The sequence below is a fragment of the Saccharopolyspora erythraea NRRL 2338 genome (assembly GCF_000062885.1).
Taxonomy (GTDB): domain Bacteria; phylum Actinomycetota; class Actinomycetes; order Mycobacteriales; family Pseudonocardiaceae; genus Saccharopolyspora_D; species Saccharopolyspora_D erythraea.
In genome coordinates this window covers 7,880,854-7,902,664 of record NC_009142.1, presented here as the reverse complement: position 1 = coordinate 7,902,664, position 21,811 = coordinate 7,880,854, and the positions used below count along the sequence as shown (strand labels likewise).

The following is a 21,811-nucleotide window of genomic DNA, read 5'->3' as shown; positions in this document are numbered from 1 at the left end:
ATTACCTCCGGGGTAATGGCCCTGGCGACTAGATTTCCGGGTGTGGCGACAACTACGAAGCGGGCGGTGGGAGAGCTGCTGCGTGAGTGGCGGGAGCGGCGGAGGCTCAGCCAGCTCGCGCTCTCCATCGAGGCGGAGATCTCCACCAGACACCTGAGTTTCGTGGAAACCGGGCGGTCGCGGCCGACCAGCGACATGGTGCTTCGGCTCTGCGAGCACCTGGAGGTGCCGCTGCGGGAACGCAATGGTCTGCTGCTCGCCGCGGGGCACGCGCCGGTCTACCCCGTCGGCGACCTCGACACGTCGGAGATGAGCGAGGTGCGCGCCGCGCTGCGGCAGGTGCTCACCGCGTACGAGCCCTACCCCGCGCTGGTCGTCGACCGCGGTTGGAACCTCGTCGACGCCAACGCCGCCGTGGGGATGTTCCTGGCGGGTGCGGACGAGGATCTACTGGTCCCGCCGGTCAACGTCCTCAGGCTCAGCCTGCACCCGCGGGGAATCGCCCCGCGCATCGCCAACCTCGGCGAGTGGCGCGCCCACGTCCTCGGCCGCCTGCGCAGGCAGGCGGACGCGACTGCGGACCCCGGGCTCGAGCTGCTGCACCAGGAGTTGCGCGGATACCCGTGCGACCAGCCGGAACCCGACGTCGAACGTCCGGCCGCCGGGGAGGTCGCGGTCCCCCTGCGCTACCGCCACGAAGGCCGCGACCTGGCGTTCATCAGCATGACCGCAGTCTTCGGCACCCCGCTCGACGTCACCCTCGCGGAGCTGGCGATCGAGTCGTTCCTCCCCGCCGACCCCGCGACGGCCGAGGCCCTGCGCGACTCGTAGCGGGCGGCGCCCCTACCCGAGCGTTCAGCCCGAGGCCGGCACGCTGCCGGCATCGGTGCCGAGCGTGGACAGGAAGACGCGCACGCCCTCTTCCCACCCGTCGACGTGGGGAACGCTGGTGTGGAAGGCCACCACGGACAACGCCAGGTGCAGAGCGCGGAGCTCTGAAAGGGCCCGCATCCGGTCGGGGTCGGGGTTGTGGTGGCGGGCGACGGCCTCGGGGTCGGACCAGAACAGCATCGAGAGGTCCCACTCCCGGGGGCCGAGGCAGGCGTCCTCGAAGTCGCACCACACCAGGCCGTCGCGGCCGTGGATGAGGGTCTCGGTGTGAACGTCGCCGTGCAGCGGCTGGAGGTCGCCGCTCGGCGCCTCCCACCAGGGCCGGAGGCGGTCGGCCGCCGACCGGAGCTGGTCGATCTCCGAGTCGGTCAGCACGCCCCTGGCGCGGTCCAGCGCGGCGAGGCCGAGCGGGACCTCGTTCGCCACCGGGGCGAGCAGCGGCAGGTTCCCCGGGTATTCGCGCAGGACGCTGTGCAGGTCGACCAGCATCGCCGCGTAGTCGTCGGTGCTCGCGGTGCGGTCGGGGTCGGGCTCCACGTACGACCAGAAGCTGATGGTGAACCCGTCGTGCTCGTGCGGCCCCGGGGGCAGCTCGCCGCTGGGTGTGATGACGGGTGCGCCCTGACCGGCCAGGAACGTCGTCACGTCGATCTCGCGGCGGAGCCAGTCCGCGATCGGTTGCCGCAGCTCGGTCAGGTGGGTCGGGATCCTCGCCACCACGGGCGCCGGCCGCAGGTGGACCACCACCGAGACCACGTCGGCGAGCACGGTCGGCTCCTCGACACGCAGCCCGTGCGACCGGGCCAGGCCGACGGCCGCGTCCACGGCGCGCGACGAAGTCTCGTCATGCCACGGCGGCAGCCGCTGCCGCAACTCATCCAGCGTCGACACCGAGCGCCACCCCCGACTACCAACGGCGATTCGTGCCGCTCGACGGTAGCGCGGCGCACCGGAATCGGCCGGTTGGCGCTGCGCGGCCGTCAGGTGTACTGGTCGGCGATGGCGGAGATGAAGGCGCTGGAGTCCTTCGGGTTGAGCGCCGCCTTGCACACGTGCTCGAACGCCGCGAGGTAGCCGCTGGTGTCGGCTGGCTTGTCCAGGAACCGCGAGTTCGCCGTGTCGCCGACGTGCACCACCTGCGGGTCGGCGTCGTCGGGGAACGAGAACACCGAGATCCGGTCGCCCATGAGCGGATGCCCGCCCGCGGCGAAGGGCAGAACCTGGATCGTCACGTTGCGCCGGTAGCCCATCAGCACCAGGTGCTCGAGCTGCTGGCGCATCACGGCCGGGCCGCCGACCGCCCGCCGCAGCGCGGCCTCGTCGAGCACCGCCCACAGCTCCAGCGGCTGGTCCCCGAGCAGCCGCTGCTGCCGGGTGTGGCTGACCGTCAACCGCTCGTCCAGCTCGGCGGCGGGCGGCTCGGACAGGCCCAACACCGCGCGGCCGTAGTCGGCCGTGTGCAGCAGCTCCGGGATCGGGTCGGCGCCGTAGCAGCTGACCGCCTTCGCCGCGGTCTCCAGACCCAGGTACGTCTCGAAACCAGGGCGCTGCGCGGTGGTCGGGTACTCCTGCCACCAGCCGCGCTGCTTGGAGTCCTGCGCGAGGTCGACCAACGCGGCCACCTGCTCGTCGGTGGCCCCGTAGAACTCGGCCATCAGCCGCACGTCGGAGGTGCGCACCGGCACCCTGCCCAGCTCGATCTGGCTGATCTTGCCCTGGGAGCAGTCCAGGTGGGCCGCGACCTCGCGGTGGGTGCGCCCGGCGCCTTCGCGCATCTTGCGCAGATCGGCGCCGAGGCGCCTGCGGTGCACTGTCGGGCTCTTACGCACGCCGCACCTCACGTGGCGGCCGGATCGCTGCTCTCACCCGATCGAGGATCGCACAAGACGATCGAGCTAGCGAGCAATGAGACCGAGTATTAATACGACGATCTCGAAACTCGGTCCGACCTGCGCAAACGGCTCAGCTGGTCGGCATCTGCCCGGTCACGGTGAACACGACCCGGCGCGCCACCGACACCGCGTGGTCGGCGAAGCGCTCGTAGAACCGGCCCAGCAGCGTCACGTCCACCGCGGCGGCGACCCCGTGCGACCACTCGGGGCTCATCATCACGGTGAACAGGTGGCGGTGGAGGTCGTCCATCTCGTCGTCGTCCTCCTCCAGCCCCCGCGCCGCCTCGACGTCCTGGGTCTGGATGACGGTGCGGACCCGGCCGGCCAGCTTGACGGCGATCCGCCCCATCTCGGCGAAGTGGGTCCGGACGTCGTCGGCCAGCACCGGGTGGGGGTGCCTGCGGCGCGCGGTCTTGGCCACGTGCAGGGCCAGGTCGCCCATCCGCTCCAGGTCCTCGGCGGCGTGGATGGTGGAGATGACCGTCCTCAGGTCGCCCGCGACCGGTGCCTGGAGGGCGAGCAGCCCGAAGGCGTGCTCCTCGGCGCGTGCACGCGCCTCGTCGACCTGCACGTCCTCCTCGATCACCTGCTCGGCGAGTCCGAGATCGGTCTCCAGGAGTGCCTTGGTGGCCCGCTCCATCGCCGTGCCGACCATCGTGGACATCGAGGCGAGCTCGTCGGCGAGCTTGCCGAGTTGTTCCTGGTAGACCTCACGCATACACACCAGCCTACTTCTCGGAGGAATCGGACAAGGCGCACCGTGGTGAACCGCGGGTGAACGGGTCGTGATCGACCCGTTCGCCGCAGGTCAGAAGTGTGCCCAAGGTCACTTCGCGCACACGTCGGTGCCCGCGTTGACGGTCGCGAGGTTCTCGGGCACCTGCGCGGGCGCCGTGCTCGGGGCGTGCACCGCGCCGTCGAAGCCCGCGCCCAGTTCCAGCCGCAGCACCGACCCGGCGGAGGCGTCCTCGACCAGCCGGGCGCCCGGGACGCTGCTGGCGAGCAGCTTGGCCGCCTCGGCGTTGGCCGGGCTGTGCTTGATGACCGTGCCGCTCGCGGAGCTCCCGGACTGACCGGTGCCCGTGACGTTGAACCCGAACTCGCGCAACCGGTCGCCGGTGGTCCCCGCCGACCCGCCGGACCCGGTGGTGTTGACGACCTCCACCTTGACCTGCGACGGCTGGATCGCCGGCAGCGGGTGCGCGGTGAAGGCGGTCGCCATCGGACCGGTACCGCCGCTGGGCGTGGAACCGCCGGTCCCGCCCCCGCTGGCGGGCGGGGTGACCGGGACGCCCTCGATGATCGCCCGGAACAGCGCGTCGTTGTCGGCCGCGCGCAATTCCTCCCGGCCGTCGTCGTTGGCGTAGCCGGTGGTCGGGACGGTGACGAAGGTGACCTTGCTGGGGTCCAGGCCCTGCATCGACTGGCCCAGCTCGAGCAGCCGGTCGGTGCCGACGTTCTCGCCGAAGGTGTTGGCGGCGACCGCGTTGACGAAGCCGCTGAGCTTGTTCGGGTCCAGCAGCACCTGGCTGGACATCGTCTTGCGCAGCAGCGCCGACAGGAACAACTGCTGGCGCTGCATCCGGCCGTAGTCGGCGGTCACGTCGCCCTGCACGTGCCGGGCGCGCACATAGCTCAGAGCCTGCTGACCGGTCAGGTTGTAGTGGCCCGGGTTGGGCAGCACGGTGCCGATCACGTCGTCGACGACCGGCTTCTGGGTGCAGATGTCGACGCCGTGGACCGCGTCGACCATCGACTTGAAGCCCTGGAAGTCGATGCCGAGGAAGCTGGTGATCGACAGCCCGGAGAGCTGCTGGATGACCTTGGTGGTGCACTTCGGCCCGCCGACCGCGTAGGCCTGGTTCAGCTTCGCCTTCTCCTGCGCGGGCGCCTGCACGCCGGTGTACCTGCCGGTCGCGGCGTCCCACCGCTCGCAAGCCGGGATCGCGACCTCCAGGTCGCGCGGGAAGGAGACGACCACGACGCGGCTGCGGTCGGCCGGGATGTGGGCGATCATCGTCGTGTCGGCGCGCGCGCCGGGCTCGTCCTCGGTGTTGCCCACACCGTCGTCGGCGGTGGCACCCGCGCGGGTGTCCGAGCCGATCAGCAGGAAGTTCTGGTCGCCGGTCTGCTTGGCCGCGTCCTTGATGTCACCGGAGTTCGGGTCCAGCGAGGCGACCTCGCGGAACTTGCCGTCCACCCAGGTCTTGGCACCCCACATGGTGCCGATCGTGACGAATATGGTCAGCGCGGCGGCCACCGCGAGCGCTTTGACGATCAGGCCGGTGCGCCGCTTGCGCTGCTGGCGCTTCCACTCCACGCGGGAGGCCCCGGCATCGCGCCCCTCGACGTAGTCGAACGGCATGTCGGTGCCGAGCTCGGGCTCGCGGCGCTTGCCGAACAGCCACGCGTACTTCTTGCGGCGCTCGGCCTCCTCCTCGGCGATCTGGTCGTGCACGGCCGAGAAGCGCGCCAGCGTCGCGTCGATCGCGCGGACCTCGTCGTTGTCGTCGTCCTCGTCATCGTCGTCGAAGTCGTCGAACACGTCGGCTTCGGACTTGGCCTTGGCGTCCGACGACTTCGCGTCGGTGCCCAGAGCGGCGACTACGGAGGTCTTGTCGGCCGACCCGCCGCCGACCGGCCGCGCTAGCACGGTCGCGTCGGGGCCGGAACCGTCGTCCTCGGACGCGTCGCGCTCGGGCGGCTTGGCGGCCGGAACCCGCGCGACGACCGTCTCGTCGCCGCCCTGCGGGCCGGGCTCGGCCGGGACCGCGGCGTGCTGGGTCGTCGCCTCCAGATCGGGGTCCGGTGCGGGACGGCCGGGTGCCTTCGCGTGCGGTGGGCCGCCGGCCCGGCCCGGCGCGGGACCGGAAGCGGGCGCGCCATGGCCCGCGGGTGCCTGCGGACCCGCCGGAGGTGCGGAAGGCCCGGAAGATCCGGAAGGCCCGGGAGGTGCGGAAGGTCCGGAAGCCGGTCCGCCGAGAGCTTCGGTTATGCGCGTCGCCTCGGCGCCGGAAGCGTCCGCGGCGCCGCCCATGGCGGCACCCGCCGCTCCACCTGCCGCGGCGCCCATGGGCGGCGGCCCACCGGCGGGGCGGGGCGGTGCGGGACGGCCGCGTCGGCCCGCGGGCGGCTCGGCCGGACGCCGGGTCGCGTCCGGGCCCGGAGCCGGCGGCTCACCGCGGCCAGGGGCCTGCGGACGCCGAGGCGGCGTCCAGGCGTCCGGCGAAGAGGAACGCGGGTCGGCCGTCTGAGGCGGAGCCGGACGCTCGGACCCCGGAGGGGGGCCCGGACGGCGGGGTGCCTGCGGAGCGCGCGGTTCGGCACCGCCGGGCGGACCCTGCGGCGGACGCTGCCCTTCCGGCGGCTCCGGCTGCACGTGGCGTCCGGTCCCCTGCGAGACGGCGCGACGGCCGGAAGGCCGCGGCTCGTCGCCCGACGGACGCGGCTCGGCCTGGTGCGGCCCGGTGCCGCGGGGTTCGGCTTGGTGTGGCCCTGTTCCGCGGGGTTCGGCTTGGTGTGGCCCTGTTCCGCGGGGTTCGGCTTGCTGCGGGCCCGTGCCGCGGGGTTCAACTTGGTGCGGGCCGGTGCCCCGGGGCTCGGCGGAACGCGGCTCCGCGGCGGGAGGTTCGGTGGCGTGCGAACGGGACCGGCGCGGTTCGGCCGGAGGCGTGGCGGGGCGCTGCTGGCCGGACGCGGGACCTGGCTGTCCCGCCGGCGGGTGCGCGGACTCCGGCGGCTCGGGCCGGGCCCGCCTGCGGCCGCCCGTCTCGTTCGGCCCGGGCGGGCCGCCGCGCTGCGGGCGCCCGCCCGCCGGCGGCTGCCACGGCTGCGCGGTACCACCGCTCGGGCGCTCACCGTTCGGCGGCGGCTCGGCCTGCCTGCGGTGGTGCGAACCCGTTCCGGGGGCCTTGCCGTGCTTGGAGAGCAGGTCGATGACCCGGGTGCCGCCGGTGCCGTCGTCGCCAAGCGCACGGCGGCGCCTGCCGCCGTTGGCGTTCTCGGCCGGTTGCTCCTGTCCAGGATCCTGCTCGGGACGGGAACGTCGGTGCGCGTTCATGCCTTGGCGGGGGTCCTGCGGCACCCGTTTTCCCTCCCACCTCGTGATCGATCATGTGCAATGGTTCGCCGTCGCCGGCGATCAACCCCCCGCAGTCGTATCGCTCAGCGCTCTCGAGATAGTACGGCTGATCGCCCGAACTGACGATAGTGCAGACAATTTCTTCACAATCAGTGCACGATCCTGCCTGCCTACTAGGCCAAAACACGCAGGTGTGTTAGGCCACTTGCCCGGCATGACCGGCTTGTTGCCACCCCGGGTCGGGGCGCGGTTGCGATCAGTAACCGCCGGAGCGGTGTCCGGAGGCGAGCCGGACCTCGCTGCCCGTGCGGTAGGCGACCGCGTTGCGCCCGGACTGCTTCGCCGCGTAGAGCAGGGCGTCCGCGCTGATCAGCTGCTGTTCGGCCGACGGCGGCGAGGCGTCGGATCCCAGTGTGGTGTGCTGCTCGTGCGCGACGCCGATGCTGACCGTGACCCGCAGTCCCGGTGCCATCTGCCCCCAGGGGAACCGCTCGATGCGGGCGCGGGCGCCTTCGCAGGCCGCGACCGCCGCCGCCGCGTCGATGGTCGGGAACACCAGCACGAACTCCTCGCCGCCGTAGCGGGCGCAGAACGCCCCTGTCGGCAGCACTTCCTGCAGGAGGTCGACGACGCGTTGCAGCACGCGGTCGCCGAGCAGGTGCCCGTAGGTGTCGTTGACGTGCTTGAACCAGTCCAGGTCGACCAGCGCCACCGCGAGGCCGTCGGCCTCGGGGTCGTCGCTGACCAGATCGGCGAGCCGCTCGTCGAGGTAGCGCCGGTTGTAGCTGGCGGTGAGGCTGTCCCGGCGGCTCTGCTCGCGGGCCTCGGCGTGTTCCCGCCGCAGGCGCTTGACTTCGTGGCGTAGCTGCTCGGGCACCCTCGGAGTGTCCTCTGTGGACATGAGGTCGAGAGCGGAGCGCAGGTGGTGGTAGGCCTGCCGCCACTGCCCCCGCGAGGCCAGCAGGCTCGCGATCGACTCGTGCAGCTCGGCCATGCCCGCGCCGTCGGCCAGGTCGCGTCGCCTGCCGGGAGGCGGTGTCGGGCACCGGGCCGACGCGGATTCGTCGCGCAGAGGTTCCGGGCCTGCGAAACCGTTGCGCAGTCCGGTCATCGCACTCACCTCCCGTCCGTGGTGTCGTCGGGTGTGACGGATCGCTTGAGCTGGTCCGGCTCATGCGCACCGCTAATTCGCTCATCCGGCTGACCCGGCGTTGCTCTGAAATGGTGAGCGCGGCTCGAGTCTTCGGCTCTTGGATGTGTACCCGCAGGAGGGGTCACTTCGGAAGCGAATCGGTTCGGACCCACCCGCACGGACGAGCAAAACCGCGTGTGTTTTCGATCACGCCATCGCAACTCCATCGCAACTCCACCGAGGCCGTGTTACGGCGCCTGCGCCGAAAGTGGGAGAACGCTGATGGACCGGGGCAACGAGTCGCTCACGACGGGCACGGCGCGAAGCCGTGCACGCGGCCGTCGAGGACGACGACGTGCTGCGAGCCGACCTGTCTGCCGGTCACCGTGCCATCCCGCCGCAGGACCACTTCGACGCCGATGATCCACACCTCGCCGCGCGGCGGGCCGGCGCCGTCCGGGGAGAAGGCGGGATCCGGCCGCAGCGTGGACATCGCCGGGTCGAGCTCGACGGTGGTGTCGCCGAGATCGCAGGTCTGGTCGGTGAAGTCCGGATGCTGGGTGCGGGCGAGGAAATCCCGCTGCGCGGCCGGGCCCTGCCGCGCGGCGGTGTTGTAGTCGGAGAAGTACTGCCGTACCGGATCCGCGCCGGACGGCGCGCACCCGGTCGCGGCCAGCCCGAGCAGCAGTCCACAGTGGACGAGCGCTCCGGTGCGCGGCGCGGTGGGCATCGGCGTCGGCTCAGCCGCCGCTGTGGTCGATCTCGGCCGCGGTGGGCACGCACAGATCGTCGGGGTCGTCCAGCCAGCCCTCCGGCAGCACGACGCGGCCCGCCGAGCCCTGCCTGCCGCGTGGTCCCTCCGCGTCGACCGGGAACGGGACCTCGTGGTCGAGCTGCGCCAGCAGGTCGTCGAGTTCGGCGAGCCCGGAGACCAGCCCGAAGCGGTGCCGCAGGTCCGAGCCGACCGGGAAGCCGCGCAGGTACTGCGCCATGTGCTTGCGCAGGTCGCGCAGGCCCTTCTCCTCGCCCATGTGGTCGGCGAGCAGCTCGCCGTGCCTGCGCAGGACCCGGCACACCTCGCCCAAATTCGGCCCCTCCGGCACCGGCTCGCCGGCGAACGCGGCCTGCAGGTCGCGGAACAGCCACGGCCTGCCGAGGCAGCCGCGCCCGACGACCACGCCGTCGCAGCCGGTCTCGGCGACCATCCGCAGCGCGTCGTCGGCGCTGAAGATGTCGCCGTTGCCGAGCACCGGGATCGTGCGCACCGTCTCCTTGAGGCGGGCGATGGCGGACCAGTCGGCCTGGCCGGAGTAGCGCTGCGCGGCGGTGCGGCCGTGCAGCGCGACGGCGGCGGCGCCGTTGTCCTCGGCGATGCGCCCGGCGTCGAGGTAGGTGATGTGCTCGTCGTCGATGCCGATGCGGAACTTCACGGTCACCGGCACGCCCGCGGGCTCGGCGGCGCGCACCGCGGCGCGCACGATCTCGCCGAACAGCCTGCGCTTGTACGGCAGGGCCGAACCGCCGCCCTTGCGGGTCACCTTGGGAACCGGGCAGCCGAAGTTCATGTCGACGTGATCGGCCAGGCCCTCCTCGACGATCATCCGCACGGCCTGCCCCATGGTCTCCGGGTCGACGCCGTAGAGCTGCATCGAGCGCGGGTGCTCGTCGGGGTCGAAGGTGACCATCTGCATGGTCGTCGGATGCCGTTCGACCAGCGCCCGGCTGGTGATCATCTCGCAGACGTAGAGGCCGGCCCCGTACTCCCGGCACAGCCAGCGGAACGCGACGTTGGTGATCCCGGCCATCGGCGCGAGCACGACCGGCGGGTCGACCTGGTAGGGGCCGATCCGCAGGGGCGCGGTGCGGGTCGCGGGCGGCGCGACCGGGGTGTCGAGTGCGGTCATCGCCGCCCATTGTCCCCGATGCCGGGGCGATCACAGCCGTGACGTCGGCCCCGCGCGACGCCGGCCGCGACGCCTGGCGCCTTGCGGAGCAGCCGAGGAGGCACCGACCGGAGGCGTCGCGGACCGCCGAGCGGCCCTGCCGCGCCCGCCGCGATCCGTGCGAGCCTGGCCGGGTCCAAGACCGTCTGTTCCTGTCTCGGTGGCCGAAGTGACGTCGGGGGCTCGGCTGGCCGTGGAGGCGCAGGCGTTCCTTCTTCTACGGGCGCGGAGTGGTGCGTGGTGCATGCCGCGCGCCCCGCTGCGCCGCCGAGGGAGCAACGCGTCATGCCCGTGCTCGTCGACGTCCTGGTCCACGCGCCGCTGCCGATCGCCGCGGTCGTGCTGCTGCTCAGGTACGGACCTTCCGCACTGCTGGTGACCATCGCGGGGGTCGTCGCCGTGCTCGCCGTCGGCGAGCGGGGTGACCGGGCCCTCACCGTCCTCCGGCTCCTCCGGGCCACCGGCCAGGCACGCGGCCGGACCCGTCGGAGCTGATCCGCCTCGGCCGTCGGCGTTCCTGGGCGTGGTTCGCCTCGGCCCGGCCGCGGAGGTCGACTCCGCAGCCGGGCCGCAGCGATGCCGCGCGGCGGAGCCGTCAGAACTTGGCGGTGACGCAGCCCAGGCGTGCGCCGGCGGTACCGGCCTTGCCCGGTTCGGTGTGCGTGTGCGTCTGGTGGATGACGAACGAGTTCGCGTCGGTGCGGCTGTCGAACTGCCAGTTGCCCTTGGCGCTCGGGTTCGCGTTGCCCTGCGCGTCGGTGTGGAGGTCCAGCCAGACCTCGTTCTGCGGGTTGGCGTACGCCGGGTCGACCGACGGCTGGACCGGGTCGAGCTTCTGCTGGAAGTGCGGTCCGGCGTCCTCGCCGGTCGGCCCGCAGGGCTTGGTGTGCACGTGCGCGCCGTAGGTCCGGTTAGGCTGCAGGCCGGTGAGCGCGATCTTGATCTCGGTCTGGCCGTCGCCGAGCCGCTGCGAGCTGATCTTCGCCGTCGCGCCGGGCGGTACCTGTGCCTGGTCGTAGGTGACCGCCGCGGCGCCCTGCTTGTAGGGCTCGTAGGTGCCGGTGGTCTCGATCGGCGCGGACGCCTGCGGGCTGGGTTGTCCGGCGGGCGGCGGCTGGGTGTTCTCGGCGCTGCCGCAGCCCACGAGCAGCGCGCTCGTCGCGCACAGTCCGGCGAGCGAGCCGAGCGCTCGGGTTCGGTGGAGCATTTCGTTCACTGTCCCCTTCTGGTCACCGACTGGAACCAGACCGATTCTGCCCGTAACCGGAGCGCTCGGCACCGGTCGTCGGTCCTACTGCCGGGTGCTTCCCACGGAGAGGGATCGCCACCTGCCCGTACGCGCCGCGCACTAGGTTCGCGGCATGGCTTTCGCGCAGGGGAGCGCCGGTCGGGACCGGACGTGGCTGGTCGCCGTCGCCACCGCGATGTGGGGCACCGACGCGTTGTTCCGCAAGCCGCTGGCCACCAGCCTGCCCTCGGCCAGCGTCGTGTTCTGGGAGCACGTGATCATCGTGCTGCTGCTGGCGCCGTTCCTGCCGCGGGCGTGGCGGGCGTTCAGGGCCTGCGGCGTCCGGGAGCGGATCGCGGTCGTCGTGATCGGCGTCGGCTCGTCGGCCCTGGCCACCGCGCTGTTCACGGCCGCCTTCAAGGCCGGCGACCCGGTGACGCCGCTGGTGTTGCAGAAGCTGCAACCGATCTTCGCGGCCGTCGCTTCGCTGGCGCTGTTGCGCGAGCGGATCCGCGGGCGCTACCTCGCCTTCGCGCTACCCGCGCTGGCCGGCGCGTGGCTGCTCGCCTTCCCCGACCCCCTGGGTATCCAGGTGTCCCAGCTGCGGCCGGTGCTGCTCGCGCTCGGCGCGGCGGTGCTGTGGGCGGCGGGGACCGTGCTGGGCCGCATGGTCAGCACGGTCGTGCCCGCCCGGGACGTCACGACGCTGCGGTTCGCGGTCGGGCTGCCCTCGGCGGCGCTGATCTTGCTGCTGCGCGGCGACCCGGTGGCCGTCGGCTGGGAGAACGCCCCGGGCCTGGTCCTGCTCGCGCTCGTGCCCGGCCTGCTCGCGCTCTGGCTGTACTACGTCGGGCTGCGCACCACCCCGGCGGCGCGGGCGACCCTGGCCGAGCTGTCGTTCCCGGCCACGGCGGCGATCGTCGGCGTCGGCGTCCTCGGGGCGGAGCTGACGGCGACGCAGTGGGTCGGCTTCACCGCGGTGGTCGCGATCGTCGCGGCCCTGGGCTGGCACGAGCGGGTCAGCCGCACCAAGCTTGTGACCGCGCCCGAGGCCGCCCGGCGGCCCGCCGGGAGCGTCACCAGCCGTTGAGCACCCCGGTCTCCCATGCACACGACGCTCCGGGGCACCCTCATGTCCACAGTGGATGGCCTGGTGGCGCTGGCTCGACGACCCCGGGAAGCCACCGCGGGCCCGCCCGCCGTGAACTTCCGCCCACTCGGCCACGAGATCAATCCGGCCTTGTAATCTAGGCATACGGGGCGTTAGCTCAACTGGCAGAGCAGCGGACTTTTAATCCGCGGGTTCAGGGTTCGATCCCCTGGCGCCCCACCAAAACCCCAGGTCAGCGGCCTGGGGTTTGGCTTTTGCAAGATCGCTACCACACCTTGGCCACACAAAACGCTTAAGCTCATTAGACCGAGTCTTCCAGCGCGTCGGCCGTCTCCCGGCTGATGACCTTGCGACCTTGACACGTCCTGGGGCATCGACGGCCGGGGGTGTCCGAGCTGATTGGCGATCAGGCGGGGAGTCAGCCCGCTCGTCCAAGATCCTAGCGGCGGGTCTTGCGGAACACGTCTGACGTGACCCACTCGAAGCCCTCAGCGCTCCGTGCCTCGCGCAGTGCGCGCCGGGTGTTCGACGGGTCGCGCAGGGGCACCAACATCTGGCCCCGGTGGTTGCTCGTGACCAGGTTGCAGGCAAACACGATCTTGGCCCCCTGGCGCTGGTAGATCAGCCAGCGTCTGAACCACGCCCGCAGCAGCCGCCCGGCGAAGCAGTCGAAGGTGGGCTTGTCCAGCAGCCACCATGACGCACCCGCGAAAACTGCGATCCCGGCGGCCATGAGGACCGTTTGGTAGCCGACCCAGAGCCCGGCGGAGCCGAGCACCACCGTCGAGGACGACGAGCGCCCGCCCGTTCGAACTCAGCTTCGTCCAGTTCCCATTGCGCCGCGCGTGCGAGGACTGCGAGTGCTTGCCGATCCGACACCATGACTCGTCCAACAAGGCAAGCAAGGAAATCAGGTATTACGCGTAGGTCGAGGCATGCAAGGCAGCGACGCTCGTTCGGGGCACCGAGTATGGCGGTGTGCGATGTCGAACCGCCGTTGATCAGGAGCACCGAGCTCGCGAACAAGCTCTGCCTGTCTCGGCGGACGATCTCCCTCTACGCAAAGCAAGGTTTGATCACGCCTGCGATCATCACGCCGGGCGGTCAGTACCGATGGAGGTACGACGACGTGCTTGCAGAAATGCGCAAGCTTGCCGAGGAGTGCCGCGCGGAGCACAAGTAGCTAGTGGCGAGACGTGCGCGGGCCGGACCACGGAGAAGTACCAGCGATCAGCGATCCAGGCCCCACTCTGTGACCTCTCGGGCTTCAGGTGGTGGACGTTTTGGCTTCATCTGGTCCTTGACGCAGGACCTAGTGAGATTAGTTGTTCTGGGCTCTACGGTGGTTGATCACCTCGGTGGTGGTGCGTGCGGCGGTGACCAGTATCTGCAGCCCCGTGGACCTGGATGGTGTGTTCGTCGATGGTTGCGGTGACCACCTTGTGAGCGTGGGTGCGGCCGATCTGGAGGCGTTGGCGGGCGATCATGATGCCGCCGCTTGCTGTGCTGGGCGGGGGAAAAATAGGGCAGCAATGTTGCCCTTGTATGCAATGGGGTGCGCTAGCTGGATGGGGCCTGGTAGTTTTTCGTTTGTCTTCGGTGGATCAAATATTTGGATTGGAGTTCGACTGCTGATGATTCGGAAGGTTATCGCCGCATCCGCTCTGTCCCTTGGTCTGGTCGGCGGCGCCGGATTGGTCTCCGGGGTCGCTTCGGCAGGTCCGATCAACCACTTTATTGGGACGTATCCGGACGAAGCGACTTGCGTACGCGCAGGCATCAACGGCATGCATGCCGGATGGTTCGAAGAATGGAAGTGCGACGGTGCCAGCCTTTGGGTGAGCTACCCAGGTTGACCCGCACCAACCTCCGGTTCCGCCGAGTTGATAGGGGTGGGGCGTGCCGGTTTACGCTGGTGACTCACGAAGGCGGCGCTCGTAACTTCCCCGGTCTCAAAGCGGCCGGGACGGGCGATGTGATCGAGAGCCGCGCCGACGCCGCCACCCGCTTCTGCCATGCGAGTTCGCCAGAACGCGCATTGACGACGCATTGATGCTCTGGCCCTCGTCGGCAGCCCCCGTTTGGCAAGTTCTGCGCAGCGCTGTTCAACCGGTATCGGGGCCATCCCATGGATGCCCGCTGTTGCACTCGCGCGTTCATCGGTCAGGCTGGTCCGGCCCTGCTTCCGCAACGGTGACCAGCACGAATGGAGCCCGGCGAGGATCATCCCGCCGGGCTCCATTGGCACGGTGAGGGCAGCTCTCCGGGCGGTGGGAGCGGTCGGCCCGGCCGGCCAGTCCGCCCTGCCGATACCGCTTCACCCAGGTGTGCACCGATTGACGCGACACCCGGTATCGGGTCGCGACCTCAGTCACCGGGATGCCTGCCAGAACCTCCATCGCGGCGTGATACCGCTGCTCGACCACACTCAGCTCCACCAGCATCAGGCCCAAGTCCTCCACCCCGAACGGCGATAGTGGGTGATCAAACCTGTGACCAGCGGTGTCAAGCATCAGGTGAAGCCAGCGTGTCAAGCATCAGCCGAAACCCGATAGTTCCGACAAAACACCAGGTCAGGAGCCTGGGTTTAGTTCTTTGAAATCATGGATGTGCTTCGCGTGCACAAAAGGATCCGGGGTGTCCGTCCGCGCTGCTCTCGCGTCGAGGCCGCGGACCGCCCGGCTCGGTCAAGGGCCGGGTGGCCGACGCGTGGGTTGCCTGGGCGTGGTCCCGCTGCGGAAGATGGTCCGGGAGGAGCTGCCGGTCGAGGGGCATGGCGATGCTCGCGGCAAGCAGGTCTGCTGTGGCCTGTCCGGCCGGTCCCCACGGGGCCGTCCCCACGGGGCCGTCCTCACGGGTCCGGGGCGCCCGGCATGATCAGCGTGCCGGGCCACCGAGATAGGGGAGTTCCATGAGCGACGTCGAAGTCACCGAGCTGAGCGAGGAGAGCTACCGGGACCTCACCGTCCTGTCCTTCCACGCCCAGGAGGTCGACGACGCCGAGCGCGCCCGCGGCCTCGCCCCGATCTACGAGGAGATCCGCGGCACCGGCAGCGGCGCGGCCGCCGGCGACGAAGGCAGCGAGCTGCACGCCAAGCTGCAGGCGCTGCGCGGGGAGTGGGAGGACTCCGACCCGACGGTCTGCGAGGTCAGGGTCAGCCGCGAGGGCGTCAAGGTGCGCCGGTCCGGTGCCTGGAGGGTGACCTGGATCGAGGAGGCCGGCGAGGGTCACTCCAAGGAGATCTCCACCCTCCATCGGGAGAAGGACTTCGCCCAGGTCGGGCAGGGCCCCACCGAAGGCACAGTCGCGGTGGACCTGCACAACCACTGGGTCTGCGACTCCGCCAGCAAGGACGGTGACGTCGTGACGGTCACCTTCGGGCCTGGCGAGACCGTCAAGACCGTTTCCTTCCCGCGCATCGAGCCGCAGCGGCGCGCCACGCTGGAGCTGCGGCTGGACAACCCCCGCTGGATCGAAGGCAGCGGCGGACTGAGCTGCGGGCTGAGCATGCTCGACGACCCCAAGCACCTCTCCGACGAGGAGCAGGCCGTCCTGCAACGCCACCAGGAGAAGCTCACCGACCTCCAGAAACGCGCCGACCAGGGCGACAGGGCGGACAAGCTGAAAGTCGCGCAGGCGCGGGCGCAGGGCCCGCCGCTCTCGATCTGGGTTACCCGCAACGCGACCTACACGAGCAAGGTCCCCGCGGCCGAATGATCCACCGCCGACCCGCCTGAACTCGAATCGAAGGTGCTGATCGCCGTACCGGAAGATCAGCGCTCGGAGCGGCCGGCTGCTCACTGTCGATGCTCGCTCGATTGCGCTCTGCTTCCCCGTTGTGTCCTCACGCACAGCCCAGCCTCGGGAGCGCTGGACGCCCTTCCCGGAGCGGTCCTAAAGTCGGCCGCTTCCGCGTGAAGGGCCACTCCAATGCGTCTTTGCCTGTCCATCACCGCCATCGCGGCGTCCCTGCTGGTCGCGCCTGCCGCTACTGCTGCCGGTACGGCGCCTCAGGTCATCGGCGGCAACAACGCGGTCGATTCGTACCCGTTCATGACGAGCCTCGACCACAACGGCAAGTTCTTCTGCGGGGGCTCGCTCGTCGCCCCTGACTGGGTGCTCACGGCCGCGCACTGCGTGTCGGATCCGGGGGCGAACGGATCACCCGTCGCGCGACCGGCCGACGGCGTGACCGCGCGAGTCGGCAGCGAGGACCGGATCACGGGCGGCAGCACGGCCAAGGTCACCCAGATCGTGGTGAACCCCGAGAACAAGGAGTCGACGGCGGATCTCGCCCTGCTGCGACTGGACCACTCCGTCCCGCAGAAGCCCGTCAAGCTCGCGACGAACCCCGAAGCGCCGGAGTCCATGACCCGTGTCATCGGCTGGGGCAGGACCAACGAGAACACCCAGGACATCCCGCGCGAGCTGCAGGAGCTCAGCGCTCGGGTCGTCCCCGACGACAGGTGCACTGCGGGAATGGACAAGGCCCGGAACATCTGCGGGCAAGGCGCTGTCCCCGGCACCAACCTCTGCCAAGGCGACTCGGGCGGCCCGCAGCTGCGAGGCAGGCCGGGTGACTGGGAACTGGTCGGTGTCACCAGCGGGCCCGCCGACGAGGACGGCAAGTGCGGCACGGGGTACGGCCAGTGGAACGCGGTCTCGTCCTACCGGACCTGGATCGACGACACGATCCACAAGCGCGCCAGCCCGTCGGCAGGCTCGGGAACCCGACACGCGACGGCGACCCCGCTCTCCTTGCTTCCCCAGGTGCCGGACCGCCTGTCCGCTGTCCGCCTCCTGGCTGTGCAAGCGGGTATGCCGGGCATGCGGTAGAACGCCTGACCCGGGCTATCTGCGACCGGCCTCCCGGCCGTGGGCGGCCAACGCGTAGAGCACGAGCACGTCGAGCACGATCACCACCGCCGACCAGAGCGGGTACGCCGCGAAGAAGGCGATGTTGGCCAGCACGCTGATCGTGGCGATCGCGATGCCCACGGCACGCGCCCAGGTGCGGCCGCCGAACAGCCCGATACCGGTGGCGGCGAGAACCGCACCCGTGATCAGGAAGCTCCAGCCGACCCCGGCGTAGCTGACCTCGACCGCGAGTCCGGACGGCGTGATGAGCGTCGATCCGGAGCGGCTGAAGGCGATCAGCCCACTGATCACCTGGATGATGCCGGCCAGCAGCAGGACGGTGGCTGCGAAGTACACCCAGCCCACCCAGCCGGTGCGCGCGGGCCGTGCCCCGTGTGTTGCCATGGTCGCTCTCCGTTCCACGTGGTGACGGTGCTCGAGCAGGATCGAGCACGGGAGTCACCGTGCGAGAAGCGGAAACGCCGTTCCAGGGGCTAAAGGCCTGGCTCGGAAACCCCGACGTGCTCGGGGCTTTCGCCCCTTCTCGGTCGCAACACCCGGTCCCACGCTGGATCGCGCATGGCGATACAGAACCTGGGAGCTGAGTGAAGATGACTGCATCGGTGGAACAGCGGCTCGATGCCGTGGCGCACGGCGACATGCCCATGCTGGAAGAGCTCGCCCAGATGCACCTGGACACGCTGCCGAACTCGGGCCTCGACGAACGCACGTACCACCTGGTGCGCCTGGCGGCGCTGATCGCGATGGATTCCGCCCCGGCGTCCTACCTCGCGAACCTCAAGGTCGCTCGCGACGCGGGGTTGACCGCGGAAGACGCCCAGTCCGTCTGCGTGGCGATCGCCCCGATCGTCGGCAGTGCGCGGATCGTCTCGGCTACGGGGAACGTGCTGCGCGCCCTGGGGCTCGGCGAGATGATCCCCGAACAGGGATGAACCATCGCCTTCCGCCGCGACCTCGCATTGCGTCATCGTTGGCGGAGACGTCGTGACCATGGCAGTCAGAACGGAAGGACCGGTGCTCGCGGCGTTGCGCGGCGCACGAATGGCGGGTGCGAGGGCCGGAACTGGAGTGGATGCATGTCCGGCGCTGTGCTTGTCGCCGTCGACGAGGATGCGGATGCGCTGCGAGCCGTCGAGCGGGAGCTGTGCGAGCGCTACGCGAGTCACTACCGGATCCTGTGCGTGCGCTCGTCGCACGAGGCGCGTGCACGCCTCGACGACCTCGCGGCAGCCGATGACGAGGTCGCCCTGGTTCTTTCGGGCCAGCGGCTGACCGGGATGACGGCGGGCGAGCTGTTGGACCACGCCCGCCGCCTTCATCCGCACGCCAAGCGCGGGCTGCTGATCGGGTGGGGAGACTGGGGAGACCGAGCGACCGGCGAGGCGATCTTCGACTCGATCGCTCGCGGGCTCATCGACCACTACGTGCTCAGGCCGTCGGCTTCCCCGGACGAGCTCTTCCACCAGGCGATCTCGAGCCTGCTGCTGGACTGGGCGGAGGCCCGGCGAGCCTCGCCGTACACGATCCACGTGGTGGCCGAGTCCTGGTCGGGCCGGGCATATGAGCTGAGAGAGCGGCTGGGGCGCTGCGCGATCCCGCACTCGTTCTGCCTGGCCGACACGAGCGAGGGGCGTGCCCGGGTCGCCGAGATCGGCGAGGGCGTGCAGCTGCCGGTCGTCATCTTCCCCGACGGCAAGGTGCTGACCGATCCCACCGATGCCGAGATCGCGATGGCGGCCGGCTCACCGGTGAACCCGGAGCGGATGGAGTTCGACCTCGTGATCGTCGGCGCCGGACCCGCCGGTCTGTCGGCGGCCGTTTACGGCGCGTCGGAGGGGTTCAGCACGCTGGTCGTCGACGAAGGCGGGCTCGGCGGCCAGGCGACCTCCAGCTCGCTGATCCGCAACTACCTGGGCTTCCCCCGCGGCATCAGCGGTCGCCGCCTGGCCCAGCAGGCGTACGACCAGGCGTGGGTGTTCGGCGCGAAGTTCGCGTTCATGCAGCGGGCCACCGCACTCCGGCGCGAGCACGACGACCACTTCGTCACCCTGTCCGACAGCGTCCGGGTGCGTGCCCGCGCGGTGCTCCTGGCCACCGGTGCCAGCTACCGCCGGCTGGACGTGCCCGCGCTCGACGCGCTCAGCGGTGCCGGCGTCTTCTACGGTGGTCCGGCTTCCGAGGCGCCTGCCATGGCCGGCCGCGACGTCTACGTCCTCGGCGGCGGGAACTCCGCCGGGCAGGCCGCCCTGTACCTCACCCGCTACGCCCGGCGGGTCACCCTCGTCGTACGTGCCCCCTCGCTGCGCGCGGGGATGTCGCACTACCTGGCGCGCGAGGCGGAGGCGACGCCGGGACTGGAGATCCGTCTCGGCACCGAGATCGTCGGCGGCGGGGGCGCGGGACGGCTCGAGCACCTCGTGCTCCGCGACAGGGAGGACGGCAGCGAGGAGACCGTCTGCGCCGACGGGCTCTTCATCGTGATCGGAGCACGCCCGCACACCGAGTGGCTGCCACCCGACGTGGCCAGGGACGAGCGCGGTTTCGTCCTGACGGGAGCCGGTCTGCGCGACGACCGCACCTGGCCGCTCGATCGCGGTCCGCTGCTGCTCGAGACGAGCATGCCGGGGGTCTTCGCGGCGGGCGACGTCCGGTCCGGTTCGGTGAAGCGGGTGGCGTCCGCGGTGGGAGAAGGCTCGGTGACGATCCAGCTCCTCCACCAGCTGTTCGCGGCCAACGCGCTGCATCCGCGCGGCCGCCCGCAGGAGCCCGCCAGCCCCATCGGACGGTGACGCGCCGGTCGGACCCCGCGCCGGCGAGCGAAGCCCGCACCCCGCGGTCATAGGGCGTCCGGTGCGCGGGACGCGTTCGAACGGAGGCGCCGGGAAGGTTCAGATCAGGACCTCGTCCTCCGGCCGCACCTCCAACGACACCACCCGGTACAGCTCGTCCGTGCCGTCGCTGCCGTCGGCGAAGGCGTGCAACACCGCCGAGCGGTCCTCCCAGCGCACCGCCTCGTGCCCGCTCCGCGCGGCCGACTCCTCGACCTCGGCCTTGGCCTTCTCGCGGCTGAGGTGCACGTGCGCCCAGTACCGCGTCGTTCGTGCCTGGTCGGTGTGGTCCTCGATCAGGTACACCAGCTTCGGTCGCGCGGCCGGCCTCCCGGTTGGCCGCAGGAGGCGGGCCACGGCGAGCATGATGAGGGCGAGCACGAGCAGCGTGACGATCGGGTACATGAGGGAACCGGTGTCGATCATGGCCCCGCATCGTGCCTGGTGTGCGTGCCGGCCCCTTGTGCGGGGCGGCTGTGGCGGCCCTGCCTACGGGCGCCACTCCTCGCGGAACTCCGGGTGCCCGGCGTACTCCAGGGCGAGGTTGGTGACGGCGCGCTCGACGGCCGCGAGGTACTTCGACCCCGCCGGCTCCGTGCGCAGGCTCGCCTGGCACTCGTCGAGGACGAATCGCTTCACGTCCACGGTCCGCAGGTGGCGGTCGACGACGTCCTGTGAGGCCGCCTGGCCGCGTTCTCCCGCCGCGGCGCGGCCGAAGCTGAGTCCGGCTATCTTGGCGGCCTCCTCGTCCAACCGGGTCCGCACGAAGTCCACGAGGGCGATGTCCACGCTGCTCCCTCCCCGAGCGCAGGTCTGTCCCGCCCCGGTGACATTGCCTTAGCGATCTTGCGAAGGGGAGGCCCGAGGTGGCGAGTTCGCCTGTCCGTGTCACATCCCGCGCAGGCACGAGAACCCGAACGACCTACCCCGCGCGCGGTCCCCGACCCGAGGAGGGCGAGTTCGAGGGTCACGTCGTACGCGCGACGGCCGTTGAGGCCGGATACCCGGTCACCGTCCTCGGAGTCCCGGTCTCATGGCACCGGCCCGGTCGGGGGTCGGGCGCGATCTGCGGGGCGTACGCGGCGGTGGCAAGGTGACTACCTCGGCTACCCGGCTGCCGAGCTACCCGCGCACTGGAGGGGCTATGGGCGGGCCCGCGTGGCTGCGCTGGTGCCTGCTCGCGGTCATCGGCACCTTCACGCTGCTGGCGCTGGTCCGGCAGGTGTCCGGGCTGTGGCGGGTCGAGGGCGGCCGGGCGATGGCCGTCGACTTCCCCGTCGCGTTCACGCACGTGCTCATGGGCGTGGGTTTGTGCGCGCTGCTGCTGCCGGGGCCGGGCGCGGCGATGGCCGTGTGGTGGCAGGCGCTGTTCCTGGCGGGTGCGGTGTGGACGTGCGTGCTGGCCTACCGGGGCCTCGGCGGCGTGGCCCTGTACGCGCACCTGCTGGTGATCGACCTGGCTATGTTCTACCTGTTCGCCGCCGTGCGGGCACCGGACGCCGGGCCCGCTCCGCAGGTCCGACCGGTGGAGCCGACGGCACCGGCGCACCCGCACGATGCACCGCTGTTCGACATCCGCGTGATCGACGGTGGCGGGACCGTCATCGCGCTGCCGCTGGTGGCGCTGGTGCTGGCGGCCTACTTCGTGCTCCGCGCGGGCTACTCGGCGACCGACCTGGTCACCGGCCGGGACGAGGAGTCCGCCGACCCCGCCTCCGTGCCGCCGCCGTTCAGCGCGCGGCTCGACCACGCCACGGCGCTGGTGATGCAGCTCGGGTTGGCGTACATGTTCTTCACCCTGCTCTGACCGGCTCCGGTGGGACACC

22 protein-coding genes, 1 tRNA gene and 1 pseudogene are annotated in these 21,811 nt (G+C 71.0%); 11 read left to right on the top strand and 13 right to left on the bottom strand.

Features of this window, described 5'->3' with window-relative positions; translation table 11 throughout:
- Nucleotides 1–42 precede the first annotated feature (42 nt).
- Nucleotides 43–831, top strand: a complete 789-nt coding sequence (locus SACE_RS34240; protein ID WP_011875249.1) for a helix-turn-helix domain-containing protein — start codon at nucleotides 43–45, stop codon at nucleotides 829–831.
- A gap of 24 nt (nucleotides 832–855) precedes the next feature.
- Here the strand turns inward: SACE_RS34240 and SACE_RS34235 are convergent, their stop codons facing one another.
- The 7 genes from SACE_RS34235 to dusB all read right to left on the bottom strand — a co-directional run bounded on the left by SACE_RS34235 (nucleotide 856) and on the right by dusB (nucleotide 9,900).
- On the bottom strand, nucleotides 856–1,782 hold the full coding sequence (locus tag SACE_RS34235) for an aminoglycoside phosphotransferase family protein (protein ID WP_009949200.1): 927 nt from the start codon (nucleotides 1,780–1,782) through the stop codon (nucleotides 856–858).
- Between the two features lie 89 nt (nucleotides 1,783–1,871).
- A complete protein-coding gene (locus SACE_RS34230; protein WP_231849875.1) occupies nucleotides 1,872–2,720 on the bottom strand; it encodes a helix-turn-helix domain-containing protein in 849 nt (282 codons plus the stop codon).
- Nucleotides 2,721–2,853: 133 nt separating this feature from the next.
- Nucleotides 2,854–3,501 (bottom strand): phosphate signaling complex protein PhoU, encoded by a 648-nt coding sequence (gene phoU, locus SACE_RS34225; protein ID WP_009949202.1) that lies wholly within the window; start codon nucleotides 3,499–3,501, stop codon nucleotides 2,854–2,856.
- A 108-nt stretch (nucleotides 3,502–3,609) separates the two neighbouring features.
- A complete protein-coding gene (locus SACE_RS34220) occupies nucleotides 3,610–5,820 on the bottom strand; it encodes an LCP family protein (RefSeq protein ID WP_231849874.1) in 2,211 nt (736 codons plus the stop codon).
- Between the two features lie 1,300 nt (nucleotides 5,821–7,120).
- On the bottom strand, nucleotides 7,121–7,975 hold the full coding sequence (locus SACE_RS34215; protein ID WP_009946060.1) for a GGDEF domain-containing protein: 855 nt from the start codon (nucleotides 7,973–7,975) through the stop codon (nucleotides 7,121–7,123).
- A gap of 325 nt (nucleotides 7,976–8,300) precedes the next feature.
- Nucleotides 8,301–8,726 carry a hypothetical protein gene (locus SACE_RS34210; protein ID WP_009946062.1) on the bottom strand — a complete coding sequence of 142 codons (426 nt, stop codon included), beginning with the start codon at nucleotides 8,724–8,726 and terminating at the stop codon, nucleotides 8,301–8,303.
- A 10-nt stretch (nucleotides 8,727–8,736) separates the two neighbouring features.
- On the bottom strand, nucleotides 8,737–9,900 hold the full coding sequence (dusB, locus tag SACE_RS34205; protein ID WP_009946064.1) for a tRNA dihydrouridine synthase DusB: 1,164 nt from the start codon (nucleotides 9,898–9,900) through the stop codon (nucleotides 8,737–8,739).
- A gap of 324 nt (nucleotides 9,901–10,224) precedes the next feature.
- Here dusB and SACE_RS34200 point away from each other — a divergent pair, with 324 nt between their 5' ends.
- Nucleotides 10,225–10,434 carry a hypothetical protein gene (locus SACE_RS34200; protein ID WP_009946065.1) on the top strand — a complete coding sequence of 70 codons (210 nt, stop codon included), beginning with the start codon at nucleotides 10,225–10,227 and terminating at the stop codon, nucleotides 10,432–10,434.
- Nucleotides 10,435–10,534: 100 nt separating this feature from the next.
- Here SACE_RS34200 and SACE_RS34195 read toward each other — a convergent pair whose 3' ends face one another.
- Nucleotides 10,535–11,146, bottom strand: a complete 612-nt coding sequence (locus tag SACE_RS34195; RefSeq protein ID WP_011875248.1) for a superoxide dismutase family protein — start codon at nucleotides 11,144–11,146, stop codon at nucleotides 10,535–10,537.
- Nucleotides 11,147–11,300: 154 nt separating this feature from the next.
- On the opposite strand from SACE_RS34195, the gene SACE_RS34190 reads away from it, so the two are divergent.
- Both SACE_RS34190 and SACE_RS34185 read left to right on the top strand, forming a co-directional pair.
- A complete protein-coding gene (locus SACE_RS34190) occupies nucleotides 11,301–12,257 on the top strand; it encodes a DMT family transporter (RefSeq protein ID WP_009946067.1) in 957 nt (318 codons plus the stop codon).
- Between the two features lie 167 nt (nucleotides 12,258–12,424).
- Nucleotides 12,425–12,500 (top strand) — tRNA-Lys (locus SACE_RS34185).
- A gap of 217 nt (nucleotides 12,501–12,717) precedes the next feature.
- Here SACE_RS34185 and SACE_RS34180 read toward each other — a convergent pair.
- A complete protein-coding gene (locus SACE_RS34180) occupies nucleotides 12,718–13,059 on the bottom strand; it encodes a hypothetical protein (protein WP_009946068.1) in 342 nt (113 codons plus the stop codon).
- Between the two features lie 99 nt (nucleotides 13,060–13,158).
- On the opposite strand from SACE_RS34180, the gene SACE_RS34175 reads away from it, so the two are divergent.
- Together SACE_RS34175 and SACE_RS38115 are read left to right on the top strand one after the other, a co-directional pair.
- Nucleotides 13,159–13,461 carry a MerR family transcriptional regulator gene (locus tag SACE_RS34175; protein ID WP_331386495.1) on the top strand — a complete coding sequence of 101 codons (303 nt, stop codon included), beginning with the start codon at nucleotides 13,159–13,161 and terminating at the stop codon, nucleotides 13,459–13,461.
- 163 nt (nucleotides 13,462–13,624) lie between these two features.
- Entirely contained in the window at nucleotides 13,625–14,134 is a 510-nt protein-coding gene (locus SACE_RS38115; RefSeq protein WP_157355929.1) for a hypothetical protein, read from the top strand.
- A 390-nt stretch (nucleotides 14,135–14,524) separates the two neighbouring features.
- Here the strand turns inward: SACE_RS38115 and SACE_RS37045 are convergent.
- A pseudogene (locus SACE_RS37045) lies at nucleotides 14,525–14,710 on the bottom strand (helix-turn-helix domain-containing protein); the annotation flags it as partial.
- Nucleotides 14,711–15,189: 479 nt separating this feature from the next.
- Between SACE_RS37045 and SACE_RS34170 the strand changes: the two are divergent.
- Both SACE_RS34170 and SACE_RS34165 read left to right on the top strand, forming a co-directional pair.
- Complete coding sequence (locus tag SACE_RS34170) at nucleotides 15,190–15,996, top strand: hypothetical protein (protein ID WP_009946072.1); 807 nt, start codon at nucleotides 15,190–15,192, stop codon at nucleotides 15,994–15,996.
- Nucleotides 15,997–16,209: 213 nt separating this feature from the next.
- On the top strand, nucleotides 16,210–17,115 hold the full coding sequence (locus SACE_RS34165) for a S1 family peptidase (RefSeq protein WP_009946073.1): 906 nt from the start codon (nucleotides 16,210–16,212) through the stop codon (nucleotides 17,113–17,115).
- Between the two features lie 15 nt (nucleotides 17,116–17,130).
- On the opposite strand, the gene SACE_RS34160 is transcribed toward SACE_RS34165, so the two are convergent.
- A complete protein-coding gene (locus SACE_RS34160; protein WP_011875247.1) occupies nucleotides 17,131–17,541 on the bottom strand; it encodes a DUF7144 family membrane protein in 411 nt (136 codons plus the stop codon).
- A 206-nt stretch (nucleotides 17,542–17,747) separates the two neighbouring features.
- On the opposite strand from SACE_RS34160, the gene SACE_RS34155 reads away from it, so the two are divergent.
- Nucleotides 17,748–18,089: a carboxymuconolactone decarboxylase family protein gene (locus tag SACE_RS34155; protein WP_011875246.1), complete on the top strand. Its 342-nt coding sequence runs from the start codon at nucleotides 17,748–17,750 to the stop codon at nucleotides 18,087–18,089.
- A 144-nt stretch (nucleotides 18,090–18,233) separates the two neighbouring features.
- Nucleotides 18,234–19,946: an NAD(P)/FAD-dependent oxidoreductase gene (locus SACE_RS34150; protein WP_011875245.1), complete on the top strand. Its 1,713-nt coding sequence runs from the start codon at nucleotides 18,234–18,236 to the stop codon at nucleotides 19,944–19,946.
- 99 nt (nucleotides 19,947–20,045) lie between these two features.
- Here the strand turns inward: SACE_RS34150 and SACE_RS34145 are convergent, their stop codons facing one another.
- Both SACE_RS34145 and SACE_RS34140 read right to left on the bottom strand, forming a co-directional pair.
- Entirely contained in the window at nucleotides 20,046–20,411 is a 366-nt protein-coding gene (locus SACE_RS34145; RefSeq protein ID WP_009946077.1) for a hypothetical protein, read from the bottom strand.
- A gap of 63 nt (nucleotides 20,412–20,474) precedes the next feature.
- The gene (locus SACE_RS34140; RefSeq protein ID WP_009946078.1) at nucleotides 20,475–20,774 is read right to left on the bottom strand and encodes a DUF6221 family protein; all 300 of its coding nucleotides are present in this window, start codon (nucleotides 20,772–20,774) and stop codon (nucleotides 20,475–20,477) included.
- Nucleotides 20,775–21,078: 304 nt separating this feature from the next.
- On the opposite strand from SACE_RS34140, the gene SACE_RS34135 reads away from it, so the two are divergent.
- Complete coding sequence (locus tag SACE_RS34135) at nucleotides 21,079–21,792, top strand: DUF5134 domain-containing protein (RefSeq protein WP_231849873.1); 714 nt, start codon at nucleotides 21,079–21,081, stop codon at nucleotides 21,790–21,792.
- The last annotated feature ends 19 nt before the right edge of the window (nucleotides 21,793–21,811 follow it).

Coding starts and splice junctions, on each gene's coding strand:
- phoU (WP_009949202.1), bottom strand. CDS start 3,501: ATGCGTGAGGTCTACCAGGAACAACTCGGCAAGCTCGCCGACGAGCTC.
- dusB (WP_009946064.1), bottom strand. CDS start 9,900: ATGACCGCACTCGACACCCCGGTCGCGCCGCCCGCGACCCGCACCGCG.
- SACE_RS34165 (WP_009946073.1), top strand. CDS start 16,210: ATGCGTCTTTGCCTGTCCATCACCGCCATCGCGGCGTCCCTGCTGGTC.
- SACE_RS34155 (WP_011875246.1), top strand. CDS start 17,748: ATGACTGCATCGGTGGAACAGCGGCTCGATGCCGTGGCGCACGGCGAC.
- SACE_RS34150 (WP_011875245.1), top strand. CDS start 18,234: ATGTCCGGCGCTGTGCTTGTCGCCGTCGACGAGGATGCGGATGCGCTG.
- SACE_RS34215 (WP_009946060.1), bottom strand. CDS start 7,975: ATGACCGGACTGCGCAACGGTTTCGCAGGCCCGGAACCTCTGCGCGAC.
- SACE_RS34170 (WP_009946072.1), top strand. CDS start 15,190: ATGAGCGACGTCGAAGTCACCGAGCTGAGCGAGGAGAGCTACCGGGAC.
- SACE_RS34220 (WP_231849874.1), bottom strand. CDS start 5,820: ATGGGCGGCGCCGCGGACGCTTCCGGCGCCGAGGCGACGCGCATAACC.
- SACE_RS34175 (WP_331386495.1), top strand. CDS start 13,159: ATGACTCGTCCAACAAGGCAAGCAAGGAAATCAGGTATTACGCGTAGG.
- SACE_RS34190 (WP_009946067.1), top strand. CDS start 11,301: ATGGCTTTCGCGCAGGGGAGCGCCGGTCGGGACCGGACGTGGCTGGTC.
- SACE_RS34200 (WP_009946065.1), top strand. CDS start 10,225: ATGCCCGTGCTCGTCGACGTCCTGGTCCACGCGCCGCTGCCGATCGCC.
- SACE_RS34160 (WP_011875247.1), bottom strand. CDS start 17,541: ATGGCAACACACGGGGCACGGCCCGCGCGCACCGGCTGGGTGGGCTGG.
- SACE_RS34195 (WP_011875248.1), bottom strand. CDS start 11,146: ATGCTCCACCGAACCCGAGCGCTCGGCTCGCTCGCCGGACTGTGCGCG.
- SACE_RS34210 (WP_009946062.1), bottom strand. CDS start 8,726: ATGCCCACCGCGCCGCGCACCGGAGCGCTCGTCCACTGTGGACTGCTG.
- SACE_RS34145 (WP_009946077.1), bottom strand. CDS start 20,411: ATGATCGACACCGGTTCCCTCATGTACCCGATCGTCACGCTGCTCGTG.